A 14,981-nucleotide genomic window follows, 5' to 3' on the forward strand; every position below is an offset into this window, starting at 1 on the left:
AAAATTATTAACCGTAAATTCAGCGAGAGTTTAACTAGCAGGAGGTACAGTTAGGTACTAGTATGAATTTTCATTCATTTAAAGGAGCAATATCATGGATACGACAAAACACGACATTAACACACTTTTTGCACAGCTTGGATTACCAAATAGTGATGAGCAAATAGATGCATTTATTGCCTCACATGAATTAGAAGACACAACATTACTCCAAGAAGCTTCTTTTTGGGATGAGGCACAACAGCACTTTTTAGCTGAATCCCTTGCACAAGACGGAGATTGGAGTGAAGTAATTGACGAGTTAGATGTACGCATTCGTCAAAGTAAGTAATTTTATTTAATGTACCCTCCCTTATTTATTGCTAACATAGCATCTGCGCAGCATTTATATGCTGCGTATTTATTTTATTAAAGAGTTATATATCTAATGAATTCAGTTGTATTTGATGCAATCAAAGCCCTTCTCGATGAAGGCAAAACCCCTACTGTAGCACTAACTAAAAGCCGTTTGGCGCAACCGGTTCCAATGCCGATGATTATTGCAGCAGTAAGCCAATATAAAAACAATCCTGATTCAATTAATAACTTCATGAGAAACCCACAGCAGTCAGATAATACTGAGCTTAAAACAAGTCAATTAGATAGAATTGAGCAAAAACTCGATAAACTTCTTGCGCTGCTAGAACAAAAATAATTTGAGACTATAAATGTTCGTTGTTGATTTAACTTTTGATTGCTACCAAGACACCACCCTAGAACAAGCCGAACAAGCAATAAATCGCTTAGTAAATGCACTGCGTTTTAATGGTCAAATAATGGGGGAAGAATTTCCAACCGTTTTAAAAGATGGATTTTTTATTACCCGCGTAATGTGCCCTACTGAAGATGCAATGCACCCGCTAAATAACAGCCCGTTTGTTAAGCACAGTATCGAAAAGTTACATAGTGCTGGGCTACTTGCGCCAAAAGTAAAAGTGATCGGACAAGATATTCACTCCAACGGCGCTGATTGCTGCAAAGAACCATCAAGTTATATTTTATATACAACCTATGTGCATACGTGCAGCCCGCTTTATTGTGGTGATGACTTTTTGCCTGTGCCGCTATTTCGTATTCCGGCAATTGCTAATGGTGACTATAAAACGCTTATAAAATGGCAAGAAGATTGGCAAGCATGCGATCAAATTCAAATTAATGGCGCAACCCGTTGTGAGTTTCCGGCGCTTGAAGAAATATCGAGTATTCAAAGCGACCTGTATAGACGTGGAAAAGACATAACAAAGCGAATTAGTTTTTTAACTAAAAAGCCAACCTATTATTATTTATACCGTGTAGGCGGCGTAGATAAAGCGTCTGAACTTGAACGAAAATGCCCTAGTTGTAATGGCGACTGGAAATTACCTGAATCGTGGTTTGGGTTATTCGACTTTAGGTGTGAGCCATGTGGCTTAGTGTCTAATATATCGTGGGATTTTCAGTAACCATTAGGGCGTGTTGACCTTTGTGGATTGAAATTTGCTCAATCTAGGGACGATTTAATCGCGGCGCGAGGTTTGTAACCTAGTGGGCTAAGTAAAAACCGAGCAACAAAGAGTAAACCGTCCCTAGAAAGAACCCAAAGGGCAGCGCATGTTTGGCATTTATACTTCGTTATCGCCTATTTATGGGGAGTAACCACACTACATAGGCTCTGCCTTGCCTAAAAACCAAACATACAGCTGCAAAATCAACCACGAAAGGTCAACACGCCCTAGTAATGGCTCTAAAAATCAGCTTAGTGATGACGCTAAGCTGATTTATTAAATACGTTTTAAACCTCTAATGCCTTTAAAAAAGCATTAATGTTAGGTGCAAGTACATGATGTGTTTTTTTGCCGACAAACTCTAAACATACTTCACCAGTGTGCACCAATACACTTACTAGTAAATCATCTTGATCTGTTAAACCAATAAATACTGTTTCTGGCTGCTTGAGCTTGCGTTTCATTAAAACGTGGCCCGTTATATTTTGCTGTAGCAAATTAAAGTCTTCTTCGTTCCATGCTTGTAGTAATTCAACTTGATGCCCATCAATACTTGCTAAAATACTTCCACCGTACATATGTCCGTATAGCTCGCTAAGCTCTTTTGGAAACTCAAGTTCTAGTGCACTGGCTAAATCATTAAGCGAACCTGCAGGTTGCTGACGCGTGCCCTGCCATTGAATGTTTCCTTGCTCGTCAACCTCACCAACTTCACATGGGCTTGGCCATTGCTCGTCGTGCGCAATAAGTGGGTACTTTGTAGTGCTTTTAAGGGTATTTTCGCTAAATGTTTGATGAAGTTGTTCTATAAGCAATGCAACAGACATACTGTGAAACTCATTTAAATTAGATATAATGTCCCTATTGTAACTATTTAAGAGCAAACATGACAGATTACAGCAATTCTCCAGACCTTAAAGGTAGCGTATTAGGCCAATCTACTGAGTATGTAGATGTGTACACGCCAAGCTTGCTTTTCCCTATTGCGCGCAAACTAAATCGTGATGCTTTAAATATTGACGAAGCTGAGCTTCCATTTAAAGGCCAAGACATTTGGACAGGTTACGAGCTTTCATGGCTAAACAATAAAGGTAAGCCGCAAGTTGCCGTGGCCTTATTTACCTTTGAATGCCAAAGCAGCCATATTATTGAGTCAAAGTCGTTTAAACTTTATTTAAATAGCTTTAACCAAACCCGATTTGAAAGCATTGATGTAGTAAAACAGCACTTAATTGATGATTTATCAAACGCAGTTAACAGCCCTGTCAAAGTGACTTTATATAATCCTGATGATTACAATTGCTTACCGTGTACAGCGCTGCCAGGTGAATGTATTGATGATTTAGATATTGAAATTAATAATTACGATATTGATGCTAATTCACTTAAAGCAAAAAGTGATGAAGTAGTTACTGAAACGCTCTACAGCCATTTACTTAAATCGAACTGTTTAATTACCTCCCAGCCTGACTGGGCAAGTGTAATTATACGATACACAGGCGAGCAAATATGCCGTGAGTCGTTATTGCGTTACTTAATTTCATTCAGAACACATAACGAATTTCATGAGCAGTGTGTTGAGCGTATTTATAGCGATTTAACAACACAACTTAATATTAAAGAGTTAGAGGTTTACGCGCGTTATACTCGTCGCGGTGGGCTTGATATAAACCCGTATCGCTCTACACATTATAACGATACGCCATTTGCGGTTAAAATTAATCGTCAGTAGGTTATTTTAAACTGGGATATGAGTATTAAAAAAGGAGCCTAGGCTCCTTTTTACATTCTTTAATTAATACCAATTCCATTAAGTATGTGATCTAAATTTTACGCCGAAAAAATAATTCAGTTCTAGGCGTAAATTGATGTAAATGGTTGTTCCCTTTGCGAAATTTACAACAAAGAAATGGGTTGTTTTAGCAAGTAAAATAGATCAGCTATTTATTGAAATTGGTGTAACTTCGCGCTTAGTGGGTATAGGCATACCACACACGTCAACGTAGTTATGTGCTTTAACAAACCATGGTTCAACACGGTTTTTACGAGCATTTATTAAGTTTTTAAACACCGATGAGTTTGTTTTCATCACTTTAAATATACTTTTATCGCTTTGTACATCACCAAGTACTTGTATATTTGTAATTGGGTTAAATGCTTTTCCTTCAGTTGGTATGCGCGCTAAACGGTTAAAATGCTCTATACCTTCTAGCACTCGACCAAACACCGTAATGTTTTTATCAAGGTAGCGCGGGCCTTGCCCTATTGTTACAAAAAACTCCGTACTCGCACTATTTATATCGTTGTCGCGCGCCATGGCAAACACGCCACTACAATGCACTTGCCATGTTTGCGTATGTGCTGAGTTTTGAGCTACTGCAAAGCCGTTTAAAAAACCGGTAACTGGTGCATATCCGTCGCCATTTAGCTCAGTAATTAAAAGTGGTTTGTTTGTTGTTAAATAAAACTCAGCAGGGACTGTTTTATCTGCCGTTTTAATTAACTTTTTACCCGAGCTGTCCCCACCTTGCGCTACAAAACCCTCAACAAACCGATAAACGCTGGTGTTTTTATAAAACCCTTCTCGCGCTAACTTTTTAATATTTTGAACGTGCTTTGGGGCAAGCTGTTCATTAAGCTCAATGTACGCATCGCCCGTTGGCAGCGTTATCTTTAAAATATTTTGAGCGTTCACTACTCGCCAGTCATTGTCTGTTGCACTAGCAATTACCTCACTCGCGCTCAATAAAGGTAGCTCTTGATTAGCAACATCATCACCGAGTTGTTGGGCACAACCGCTTAATAAAACACTAAGCAGAGCTGGCAATATAATTTTTTTCATCACTCATATCCTTATAATTATTATAGTTTTGGTTATTCCCAGTCAAACTTATATAGCACATCAACATTTTGGTATAGCCCGCTCGTTATTTCTATGTATAACTGTGAAAGTAACTGATATCGCACAGCCACTTCACTGAGCGAATCAAATACACCCACGCTATATTTAACTTGTAAGCTGGGTGCTACGTAACCTGATATTTCTACTTTGGTGCTATCGCCACTACCTGATGAGCTTAAACTTACATCTGATAACCCAAAGGTTTCACCTACCTTAGAAACAACCCCTTCGCTGCGGCTAACACCTTGAGAGAGCAATAACTGCGTAAGCATAGCATCGCTTGACGAACTTTCTCCATCACCTAAAGGTTGGCCATTAAGTAAATATGCGAGTGCTTGTGCTTGATCCATCGCAGGCTCAGAAAATATTTTAAGCGTTGGTTGTTCAACATTACCCGTGAGCGTAACCCCTGCAATCACACCGTTTGCAGTCGTATCTGGGTTACGTATTGCTTTAATATTTAAAAATGGTTGTTCAATTGAACCGCTAAAACCTACTTGCCCGGTGCTGATTATTAAATCTTGCCCAAAGGCTAAGTAAGTACCTTCAATCAAGTTAAGCTCACCTGTGGCTATAATTGGTGCACCTTGACTCATTTTTATCGCTAAATCACCCGCAACTTTTGATTCCAAGCCAAACGACTCTACTTTTACATCGTTTTTAACAATCACTTTTAAATCTATGTCGTAATCAAACGGGACTGTCTCGGTGGCCTCAGTTTTTTGATCAACAATAATTTCATCATCGCTAACTTGCACCGCGCCCTCTGGGAGCTCTTCAATCATTATACGACCGTAAGGCACAATTACCTCACCAACAAGCTTGAGTGCATTATTAGCCAAGCCTATTTTTAAATCCGGCGATACTTTAAAAGTAACCCCTTGCTGCGCGCGTACATAAAACTGCTCGCCAACTACCGCAACATTTACAGCAGGTTGCGCACCTTGCCAATCAACGTCACCGGTGAGATTTATTTTACCGCCCTGATTGTCGTTTAAGTTGCCTTTTATTGTGGCTGTTGTTTTATCAAACAATACGTTTATATTTGATTTTTGCAGCGCTATAGGTAATTGCTCGCCCTCTAAACTAATATCGCTCACATTAAGCTCGCCATTTAATAAAGGATCTTTTAACGTACCAGCTAACGCGACTTTTCCGCTAATATCACCTTTTAACTGCTCGAGGGTTTCAAGAAATGGTTGTAAGTCTGAAAGGAGTATTTTATCAATATTAATAGTGCCGTTAAGCGCTTGCGTATTTTGTATGTCGTCAATATCAATTTGTGTGTTTATTTTACCAAGCACACTTGATTCTAAATTAGCTTCAAGCTTGCCAACTTGAGAGTCCGAAAATGCACTAACAGTTAGAGTTTCGATTGGTAATTTAAAACGATCTTCTTCCGAGGTAAGCACCGCTTCTAAGTCGCTAGAATCGATATTTGCGCGTAATGTTTTAAGCGCACCGCTTTGCCAATTAAGTGCAACATCGCCCGCTATATTACCGCGAGTACGAATGCTATTAGGTAAAAAATGCTTAAGCTCCTCAAGTGCTAAGTTGCTTAGTTTAGCATTTAACTGACCGAGATTTTTTGACTGCGCTAAGGTGTCTATGCACAATTTACTTTGCTCAGATGCCCAACAATGTGCACTTACATCAAAGTCGCCACTTTGCGTATTAACCATAATGGCAATATTTCTAGTGTTACTAAAACTAAGCTTTTTATCGCTAAGCGTTACATTACTAAGCTCGCCATTCCAAGTGGTATTACTAATTTTGCCATTAACTTCAAGCTCTACACTGCCTTGCTCGGCATCTACAGATGCCGTAAGTTGGTGATCTGTTTTGTCGCCGCTAATATCAATTTTAACGCTATTAATTTGCTGTTCGGCCACAAGCGCCGAACCAACACTTACCGAAACATCAGTTTGCCAATCGGCTGCGGTATCTAACTGCCCTTTTACTGATAATTTATTAATGTTTATTTCATCAAAAATAAAGCGATCGAGTATTAGTGCTAAATCAACAGAGGGCGTTAACCTTTCCCCCCTTACTTTTAAATTTGCGTTGCCGTCAGCAGTAAATGGAATATTAGCTTTTTCATCACTTTTTAGCGTTACTTTGCCATCAACCTGCCAAGTGTCATCAACTTGCCCGCTTAGTGCTAATTTATTGGTGCCGCTACTTAAATAAAAGCTATCAATATTAGCTTTTAACGTATTGTCGAGCTTAAAGTTCGAGGCAAATTCTAGTGGCACGTCGTTAAGTAATCCGTTTAACTTTGTATTATTCATTTGTAACTGCCACTTGTCGTCAGCTGCACTAAACGAGCCTTTAAACTGTCCCGAAATATCACTGGTGGCGGCATCAGTGAAATACTGCGCTTTTAAGTTAGCAAGCGTGCCATTAAAGTTAGCCTGTATGCCTTTTTGCCAATCAACATTGGCTTTTATAGTTGCACTGCTTTCGTTCGCTTTAATGCTTAGCGCTTGTAACGTTGCTTTGGTGAGACTGCCTTTTAATTGGGTATTTAAGTCAACAGCTGGGTACGCGCCTAATTGGCTATTCCCCTGTAGGCTGAGCTGATAATCGTCGGCATTACCTTGTGCATTGAGGCTTACATTTCGCACTTTAAGCTCATTACTTTGTGCATCAATAAGCCACTGTTTAATTTTGCCATTTAACTCAAACGGATAGTTTTTTTGCTTTAAATTTGCCGTTGCCGTTAAACTAAGCGGATATTGTCCCTGCGTTTCTAAATTTAGGTTTAGTTTTGATAAGTCTCCATTCAACTGCAAATTAGCTTGGTGCTCATCACTTTGTAAAACAACATCCCCTTTTACGGGCAAATTTCCTGCAAGCTCAGCGTTAAGATGCGTATTAAGCTGCCACTGCTCATACTTTGCTGAGAATGACTCTAAATTAATAACCGCATCTTCCACACTTAATTGCAGCGAGATGTTTTCAATAACATGCTGAGCTTCGTTTTGCTCAATCGTAATGTTAGCAATTTCAAAGTCTTCAACAACTAAATCAAGTGGCGAAGTAAATTCTATATTAGGTAATGCGGGTAGGTGCGTTAAAGGCGCTTGAGTATTTTGCGCCGTTAGTGTTTTCGCATCTTGTTCTTGCTCTTTTAAAGCAACAAGTATGGTGGGAATATTCAGGCTTTTAACCGTCAGCTTTGAACCCTCTGCTTTTGCTGAGAGTTTAAAGTTATTAACGCTTACGTTTGCACTTGGGTGCTCTAGAGTAAATTTATTGATCGCAATGTTTTTTACAGCAATATTAAAAGGTAAGCTGATTTTTTCAAGCGGCTCTGCAGCGGCTTCTTCTTGTGACTCTGTAGTTTTTGGTAATGTTAAATTTATAGATTTAGCACTTAAGTTATCTATACAAATTCCATCGCACTGCCACCAAAACAAATCAATTTTCAATTGTTGTGCATTAAAATCCAATCCGTTGCTAGTAAAGCGCACATTAAAGGCATCATTATAAATAAAACGGCCATCTTTAATTTCGATATGTAGTCCATCTACCGCTTTGTTTGCACTATAAGCAATAAATTGATTACCGGGTGCGGTAAATAACAAACAAAATAGTGCGACAACTAACGTGACAAAAATAGCACTTACGGCGGCTGTTATCTTTTTTAATACTGACATTAAATTTCTGGCCCTATGGTAATACTTAAACGTGTGCTTTTACTTTCTTTTGTTAATCCCCAAGCGTGGTCTATACGCACTGGGCCAACGGGTGTTAAATAGCGAAAACCAAAACCAGCGCCTACTTCAAAATCATCAGAAAAATCATTCGTCGCAGTACCACCGTCAACAAATAAAGCTGCGCGCCAGTTTTGAGCAAACTGATAGTTGTACTCTATTGTACTGGTTAGTAAGTATTTACCACCGATGAGATCGCCATCATCATTTTCCGGCGATATTGATTGGTACGCAAAACCACGAACACTTTGATCGCCACCTGCATAAAAGCGCAGTGAGTAAGGTACGTTTTCAATATCATCAACAAGCATTGCACCAACATTTGCTTTTAAAAACACTAAATGCTTATCTAAGTAAGTACGTAACCACGCATGTTGCATTTGTACCCTAATCAGATTAGTACTCGAAAGCACATCATCTAAGCCAAACTCAGCAGATATAAGCCACTGCTCTCCCCAGTATGGAGTCGTGCCGCCTTTTGATTTTTTGCGGGCGTAGCTAATGCCCGGCATTAACATTTCGGTGCTTTCTTCCTCTTCATCACCGATGCGGTAGGTTTCTTGGTCGCGGCGTAAAAATGCTGTACGCACCCACTTATTTTCGGTTAACCATTGGCGCTGAATTTGCCCCGTGAGTATTTCACTGTAGGTATCGTTTGTTAGTTCATCCTCTAATTTATATCCAGCAGAAAAACGCCATAAATCATCATTCGGATCATCAACTGGAATGGTATAAGCCATGGAAATATCTTGCTGCTTTTGCGCCACATTTAAATTAGTTTCGAGATAATGGCCGTCTTCTGTGATCCACGGTTTACTCCATTTAAAACGCACTTTGGGCCCTAAGTCAGTACTAAAACCGCCGCCAATTTCATAGCTATTTGCAGGCTTGTGCAACACATCTACCTTAATAGGTACTTGGCTATTTTTACGCGCAGCAATATCGGCGTAAACGCGCACGCTTGCAAAATAAGGGGTGCTTGATAAATCCAAATTATAGTCAGCAATATGTGTTGATTTATAAGGTTGACCCTGAGTAAAAGGCGCAAGCGAGCGTATGTATTTTTCAGCAGGCGTATTACTAGCTATTTTTATATCACCAAACTGATATCTAACCCCAGTATCAATTACAAAAGTAATAACAGCACTATTTTTATTAAGTGACACTTCTAATTTGCGCGCTGGCCACTTTGCATCAAAATAGCCAAGCTCCAATAGCATAGATTCTATTTTTTTATGAGCAGAGTCATATCTACCATGATTTAAAACATCACCTTGTTTTAAGTTGGTATTTTTAATTAATGCCTGTAATTGAGTATCATTTTGGCCATCGCCGTTTAGTGTAATATTAATTGCTTCTATGCGAGTTGCAGGACCTCGCTCAACTTTAACAATTAGCTCGCTGTCGTCTTTATCATAAATAACCTCGACGGTCGGGCTATAATAACCAAGTGCTTTAATGCTATTTTGTACTTGCTTTTGGGCATAACGACGAAGTGTACGGGTTGGTTTTTCACCAATTAATTGCTTGAGATAAAGGGCTACGTTATTTTCTAAATCACCACTTAACCCTTTAATTTCGTAATCTTCTATGACTTTTTCTGCCGCATAGCTATTTGTCGCAATTAAAGCGCTCACAACACATATGCAACGTAAAAACTTAATAAACAAGTAAATATCCTTACTTTTAATATCTTACATAAAACTGGCTGATTACGCGCATATTAGCATAGCCATAATGAGCAACACATTAACTTAATGACAATCTAACGCGTAAATTTAACTTTGAATAAGTATCAGCATAATTAAAATTAGTACGCGTTAAGACAATATTTTAGTTACAATAGTGCCTACGAATAAAAAATTAATTTAAAATGAGTTTTTAATGCAATTCCCTGATGATGATAACGGCCAACTTTTAGCCGAAATAGCCGCTGCTGGCATTGATTTAAATAAAATGCACCAAGTCGATTTTTTTATTTTATTTGAACAAGAAGCCGATGCTGAAAAATTTGCTAAAGAAATAGTCTCTGATGCATTAGTTCAAAAGGCTGAACTTGAAAAATGTAAAGACACTGGCGTTTGGGAAGTAATCACTCAAGTACAAATGGTGCCAGAGCACACTCTTTTAGGACAAGCTGAGCAATACATTGAAAGCATTGCTAATAGCTTTAATGGATACGGTGACGGCTGGGGATTAATGGACGGTGACGAGGCTTAGTTGCCTTTTAATTGTATTAGTTCAATGCACTCTATCAGTTAAGCTTAACGGCTTAACTGATTTGCCTTCCTAAAATTGCCTTTATAGTCAAATAGCTTATCAGCTACTTTCCAACCATACTTTTTGCTTTTTCGTGCAATAACAAAATCTGGTGGTACTAATTCAAATTGTGCGCTTACTACTTGCGCTGCAGTTTTAAAATTAATAGGTGTTTGTCCAAGTCCTACTCGTAGACCAAATTGCTTATTAAATATAAATTGCCCGCCCTTATTTGCGAGGTTATATACCTCATCACAACTTGCGCCATCTTCATCAAAATACGTTACTTTAATAAGTTCATCTTTAATTAGAGTTACCGTTAACCCACTGCATCGAAGCACAAGTGCGTCTTTTAAGTTTAATGCATTGCGTAACTTATCATCAGGGTCGGCCATTACCGCGCCGCAATCATGGCATTTACGTGCAGCAATATCATTTTGGGCACCGCACTGCTCACATTCTTTAAACCTAAAACGATAATCGCACTGCTCTTTATGCCCATCATCATCTTCTAACAGCCCTTGGCAACGCCTGCCAAAGTGCTCTATTACTTTGCCAGTGGAGTCTGTTTTACCCCAAAATATATTCGCAAACCCACAAACTGGGCAAAGTACCTGCACAGGTTCATTATCACTATCGCCTTTTTTATCACCTACCTCTGGGTGAAATAAATTAAAACCATTGCCAGCATAATCTATTACTAAGCAATCCGTTTTCGATTCAGATAACCTTAAACCTCGCCCCACAATTTGTTGATATAAACTAACCGATTCTGTAGGTCTTAAAATAGCTATAAAGTCGACATGTGGCGCATCAAAGCCGGTTGTTAGTACCGATATATTAACTAAATACTTTAATTGCTTAGCTTTAAATTGCTTAATGATTTTATCGCGCTCAGTGTTTGGCGTATCACCTGTGATTAGTGCACTTTGATGAGCTGGCAAGTAGCTTAATATTTCCTGGGCATGCATTACCGTGGCTGCAAAAACCATAACACCTTCGCGCTCTTCACTGTATTGAATTACTTGCTGTAATATAGCCTGCGTTGCGCGCTCACTGTTTTTTAAAAGCGCATTCATGTCATCAGTCGTATATTGCCCAAATGCATTGCTATCTAATGACGAAAAATCATAATGGCTAATTGCTGCATCAACTTCGTTAGGGGGCGTTAAATAATTATGTTTGATCATATACCTGAGCGGCAATTCAAAAATACAACTTTTAAACGGACTTTCTTGAGTACCCTTAACAAAACCATGATAATGGTGGTGGTATATCCACCCCATTCCTAACCGATAAGGTGTTGCTGTTAAACCCAATACTTTTAACTGAGGGTTATACTCTTTTAAACTGTTTATTACTTTACCGTACTGACTTTTTTTATCCCCATTTACCCTGTGGCATTCATCAATAATAAGTAATGAATAATGCTCATTTAATTTATTTAAATTACGAGAAAGTGATTGCACACTTGCAAAGGTTACTTGATGGTTTAATGATTTTTCTTTTAAGCCTGCTGAAAATATACTCGCCTCTAAACCAAAACTTTTATATTTTTGCGAATTTTGCTCTACCAGCTCTTTTACATGAGCAAGCACTAATATTTTTTGCTTAGCTATACGCGCAAGTTCAGCAATAACCAAACTCTTACCTGCGCCAGTTGGTAGTACAATAACGGCAGGATCATTACTCTTTCTAAAGTGTAAAACGGTGCGTTCTACGGCTTCTTGCTGGTAAGGTCTTAGTTTATAGCTCATGGGAAAACAAATAGATTTTAATAAAGGGATTTTAGCAAATTACTGCTATGACATTTAGACTTTAATTATATTTTATTGAGGGGTAAACAAAAAAGAGAAGCCGAAGCTTCTCTTATATTTAGCTTTAAGCTAAAAACTTTTCAAGCTCAACACCTTCAAACGCTTTAGGACGACGGCCACGGCCAGTCCATTCAATAGTCTCACCATTGAGTTCCATACGGTACTTAGGCTTAACTTTAGTGCGCTTGTCTGATGCTCCATCTTGTAAATCTTCTAGCGTAAGTCCTTTTTCTTTTAAAAGATCCAAAACTTCCTGTTTCGCTTTTTGCTGCTGGGTATATTTTGAAATTGCATCATTGATAAGCTGTTGAGCTTTTTCAAGCTCTGTTAATGATGCTGTTTTAATAAAAGATCGGACTTCTTTCATCTATATCTCGCTAAATTGTGTGATTGGAATTATTTAAATATTCTTTTTTAGTATAATGCCAAGTAGTTATTTTTACCATTCAAAGACACCTGCTGCTTTTAAGCTTTATAAAAAAAATACTTTTACAATAGTATAATTATCAAATCTAGAGGCTATAAAATGACAATGCAATACTTTTAACCGAGTAGACTCAATAACTAGAGATTACCCTTTTTTACCGTGGCTAAAAACACTAAGTTCATATTTAGCCTATTTATTAAATAGTACATGCATATAAAAATCACAATATTAAAATTATTTAACTTTATATACATGTATTAATAAAATGGTAAATAACTATAGATGTTTAGCTAAAAACTTTTCAATTTTAGTATATAGCTCTATTTTATTCTCTTCTTTTTGGAATCCATGTCCTTCGTTATCTTTCATAATCCACTCATCGTCAGATAATATAATTCCGCGCTCTTCTAAAGAATCTCTTAAATCGAGTGCATGTTTTTTTACAACACGAGGATCCTTGGCTCCTTGCACAATCATTAATGGCGCTACTATTTTATCTACATGATGAAGTGGAGACATTTTTTTCATTAAAGCTTTATCATCAGGGTTACCAATTTGCTTTTCTAGAAGCTCTCTTTGTGGTTCCCAATGCTTAGGAAGCGAGTCAAAAAGTAACTCAACGTCAGTTATACCTACATAATTAATACCACATTTATAAAGCTCTGGAGTAAAAGTAAGACCGGCCATAGTTGCATAACCGCCGTAACTAGAACCATAAATACATACTCTTTTTGGATCTATAACCCCCTCACCTACCAAGTACTCAATAGCGTCGGTTAAGTCATTTTGCATCTCGGCGCCCCATTTACCGCCATAGCCTGCTTGTTGAAATTTTCTCCCATAACCACCTGAACCACGAAAGTTGACTTGAACTGTTGCATAGCCCCGACTCGCAAAAAATTGCGTCTCAGAATTAAAACCCCATGCGTCTCTGATACCATAAGGGCCGCCATGTGGATTAACAATCAAAGGTAAATTTTTACCGTTGCTATCTTTTGGTATTGTTAAATAGCCACGAATAGTTAAACCATCACGGCTATTAAACTTAATTGGTTTCATAGGTGATAACTGACTTTTATCAATCCAGTCCATAGGTGAAACTAATGATTTGAGCGTATTTTTTGATTTATTGAACAAATAATAATGACCAGGATCTGTATCACTACCAACATATACAACGTTCAGTGCTTCATTTTTTGAGCTGCTAACTACATTAACAACTTTATCTTTAAAAGCGCTCTTCAATGAGGCCATCATCTCGGCGGTTTCTTTATCAAAATAAGCTACTTCAGGGTATTCATCTAAATACCTGACTCCGATTAGCTTTTTACGTTTAGTCGATAACATTAAATTAGAGACATCAACTTCTGGCATTCCAAAGATTAATTCACCTAACTCGTTTTTATCAGGATGAAAATAATAAATAGCTGACGTATCTCTATTAATATTTGAAGCTACAAATAGTGTTTTATTATCAAAATCGAAAGCCAGAGGTGTAATATTTTCTTCTTCAACGTTATAGTCACGTAATATACGAAACTCTTTTTCACCTTTATTCTTATAATAAAACTTACCTTTTAAGCCATTGATAGCAACAGCACCTCTCACTTCACCATCATGATCTAAAAGCCAACCCTGAAAATCACCTGGATTCTTAGCCAGAATCTTCATTTTAAAATTTCTTTCTCGCTTTCTATCCCATTTACTATTAAGAGGTAATTTATAAAGATCCGGAGCTTTAATATTTCTTCCATTATATTGAATAACAATATGCTCTGGATCATTAGGTAGCATATGGACAATGCTTGCAGAACGGATACCTGAGGCTCCTACTTTAGAGCCAACTAACTCAATAACTCTCGCTTTTTTAGCGTTAACATTGATTTTATAAAGGCTAAAAGCTTCATTTCCATCACTATCAAGCTTAAAAACAATTTCATCATCATTAGCCCATGAAAAATCATTAATATCTTGATCATCAAACTTTGTTACCGCCTTTGCATTTTTTAACCCGTCAGTTTCAAGTATAACAATATTTTTTCTCTCATTTATTGGAGATAGTACTGCTAAATACTTACCATTTGGGGAAAGCTGAAGATTAGAGAATTTAGGATTTTTAAAAAAATCTTCAATTTTTGGTTGTGCCTTCTGAGCATTGATTTCAAAAGAAATAATACACAAGTAAGAAATTACTATTAACTTAAATATTGCTGACATAATACTTCCAAATAAATTAAGTGCTTACTAACAACAGCTTGCTGAGAGAGACTTCACTTATTAGTAAATAAAAAAGCCCTACTAAATAGCAGGGCTTTATTCTTTGTAACTAAATTA

Annotated in this window: 12 protein-coding genes; 5 read left to right on the forward strand and 7 right to left on the reverse strand. The window is 37.7% G+C overall.

Annotated elements, in window-relative coordinates:
- Positions 1-94 precede the first annotated feature (94 nt).
- From I6E69_RS03700 to I6E69_RS03710, 3 genes are all read left to right on the forward strand, one after another.
- Complete coding sequence (locus I6E69_RS03700; protein ID WP_002958240.1) at positions 95-331, forward strand: DUF2789 domain-containing protein; 237 nt, start codon at positions 95-97, stop codon at positions 329-331.
- 96 nt (positions 332-427) lie between these two features.
- Positions 428-694 carry a hypothetical protein gene (locus I6E69_RS03705; RefSeq protein ID WP_007378199.1) on the forward strand — a complete coding sequence of 89 codons (267 nt, stop codon included), beginning with the start codon at positions 428-430 and terminating at the stop codon, positions 692-694.
- 13 nt (positions 695-707) lie between these two features.
- Entirely contained in the window at positions 708-1,481 is a 774-nt protein-coding gene (locus I6E69_RS03710; RefSeq protein ID WP_002958242.1) for a Zn-ribbon-containing protein, read from the forward strand.
- Positions 1,482-1,810: 329 nt separating this feature from the next.
- Here the strand turns inward: I6E69_RS03710 and syd are convergent, their stop codons facing one another.
- On the reverse strand, positions 1,811-2,350 hold the full coding sequence (gene syd, locus I6E69_RS03715) for a SecY-interacting protein (protein ID WP_193226698.1): 540 nt from the start codon (positions 2,348-2,350) through the stop codon (positions 1,811-1,813).
- Positions 2,351-2,409: 59 nt separating this feature from the next.
- On the opposite strand from syd, the gene queF reads away from it, so the two are divergent.
- Positions 2,410-3,255, forward strand: coding sequence for an NADPH-dependent 7-cyano-7-deazaguanine reductase QueF (gene queF / locus I6E69_RS03720; RefSeq protein ID WP_039488544.1), 846 nt, complete (start codon positions 2,410-2,412; stop codon positions 3,253-3,255).
- 204 nt (positions 3,256-3,459) lie between these two features.
- On the opposite strand, the gene I6E69_RS03725 is transcribed toward queF, so the two are convergent.
- Genes I6E69_RS03725 through I6E69_RS03735 form a run of 3 tightly spaced genes read right to left on the reverse strand, consistent with a single transcriptional unit; the run spans position 3,460 to position 9,814 of the window.
- Positions 3,460-4,365 (reverse strand): peptidylprolyl isomerase, encoded by a 906-nt coding sequence (locus I6E69_RS03725; RefSeq protein WP_197120667.1) that lies wholly within the window; start codon positions 4,363-4,365, stop codon positions 3,460-3,462.
- 32 nt (positions 4,366-4,397) lie between these two features.
- On the reverse strand, positions 4,398-8,087 hold the full coding sequence (locus I6E69_RS03730) for a translocation/assembly module TamB domain-containing protein (protein WP_197120668.1): 3,690 nt from the start codon (positions 8,085-8,087) through the stop codon (positions 4,398-4,400).
- Positions 8,087-9,814 carry an autotransporter assembly complex family protein gene (locus tag I6E69_RS03735; protein WP_039484224.1) on the reverse strand — a complete coding sequence of 576 codons (1,728 nt, stop codon included), beginning with the start codon at positions 9,812-9,814 and terminating at the stop codon, positions 8,087-8,089. The genes I6E69_RS03730 and I6E69_RS03735 overlap by 1 nt, the downstream gene beginning before the upstream one ends.
- A 214-nt stretch (positions 9,815-10,028) precedes the next feature.
- Between I6E69_RS03735 and I6E69_RS03740 the strand changes: the two genes are divergently transcribed.
- Entirely contained in the window at positions 10,029-10,364 is a 336-nt protein-coding gene (locus tag I6E69_RS03740; protein ID WP_002958248.1) for a ribonuclease E inhibitor RraB, read from the forward strand.
- A gap of 44 nt (positions 10,365-10,408) precedes the next feature.
- Here the strand turns inward: I6E69_RS03740 and I6E69_RS03745 are convergent, their stop codons facing one another.
- The 3 genes from I6E69_RS03745 to I6E69_RS03755 form a co-directional block, all read right to left on the reverse strand.
- Positions 10,409-12,160, reverse strand: coding sequence for a DEAD/DEAH box helicase (locus I6E69_RS03745; RefSeq protein WP_197120669.1), 1,752 nt, complete (start codon positions 12,158-12,160; stop codon positions 10,409-10,411).
- Between the two features lie 124 nt (positions 12,161-12,284).
- Complete coding sequence (locus I6E69_RS03750; protein ID WP_002958250.1) at positions 12,285-12,587, reverse strand: H-NS family nucleoid-associated regulatory protein; 303 nt, start codon at positions 12,585-12,587, stop codon at positions 12,285-12,287.
- 336 nt (positions 12,588-12,923) lie between these two features.
- On the reverse strand, positions 12,924-14,864 hold the full coding sequence (locus tag I6E69_RS03755) for a S9 family peptidase (protein ID WP_197120670.1): 1,941 nt from the start codon (positions 14,862-14,864) through the stop codon (positions 12,924-12,926).
- Positions 14,865-14,981: the final 117 nt, after the last annotated feature.

It is taken from the genome of Pseudoalteromonas sp. NZS100, assembly GCF_015864815.1.
Lineage (GTDB): Bacteria > Pseudomonadota > Gammaproteobacteria > Enterobacterales > Alteromonadaceae > Pseudoalteromonas > Pseudoalteromonas distincta.

Coding starts and splice junctions, on each gene's coding strand:
- I6E69_RS03725 (WP_197120667.1), bottom strand. CDS start 4,365: ATGAAAAAAATTATATTGCCAGCTCTGCTTAGTGTTTTATTAAGCGGT.
- I6E69_RS03710 (WP_002958242.1), top strand. CDS start 708: ATGTTCGTTGTTGATTTAACTTTTGATTGCTACCAAGACACCACCCTA.
- syd (WP_193226698.1), bottom strand. CDS start 2,350: ATGTCTGTTGCATTGCTTATAGAACAACTTCATCAAACATTTAGCGAA.
- I6E69_RS03755 (WP_197120670.1), bottom strand. CDS start 14,864: ATGTCAGCAATATTTAAGTTAATAGTAATTTCTTACTTGTGTATTATT.
- I6E69_RS03705 (WP_007378199.1), top strand. CDS start 428: ATGAATTCAGTTGTATTTGATGCAATCAAAGCCCTTCTCGATGAAGGC.
- I6E69_RS03730 (WP_197120668.1), bottom strand. CDS start 8,087: ATGTCAGTATTAAAAAAGATAACAGCCGCCGTAAGTGCTATTTTTGTC.
- I6E69_RS03740 (WP_002958248.1), top strand. CDS start 10,029: ATGCAATTCCCTGATGATGATAACGGCCAACTTTTAGCCGAAATAGCC.
- I6E69_RS03745 (WP_197120669.1), bottom strand. CDS start 12,160: ATGAGCTATAAACTAAGACCTTACCAGCAAGAAGCCGTAGAACGCACC.
- queF (WP_039488544.1), top strand. CDS start 2,410: ATGACAGATTACAGCAATTCTCCAGACCTTAAAGGTAGCGTATTAGGC.
- I6E69_RS03700 (WP_002958240.1), top strand. CDS start 95: ATGGATACGACAAAACACGACATTAACACACTTTTTGCACAGCTTGGA.
- I6E69_RS03750 (WP_002958250.1), bottom strand. CDS start 12,587: ATGAAAGAAGTCCGATCTTTTATTAAAACAGCATCATTAACAGAGCTT.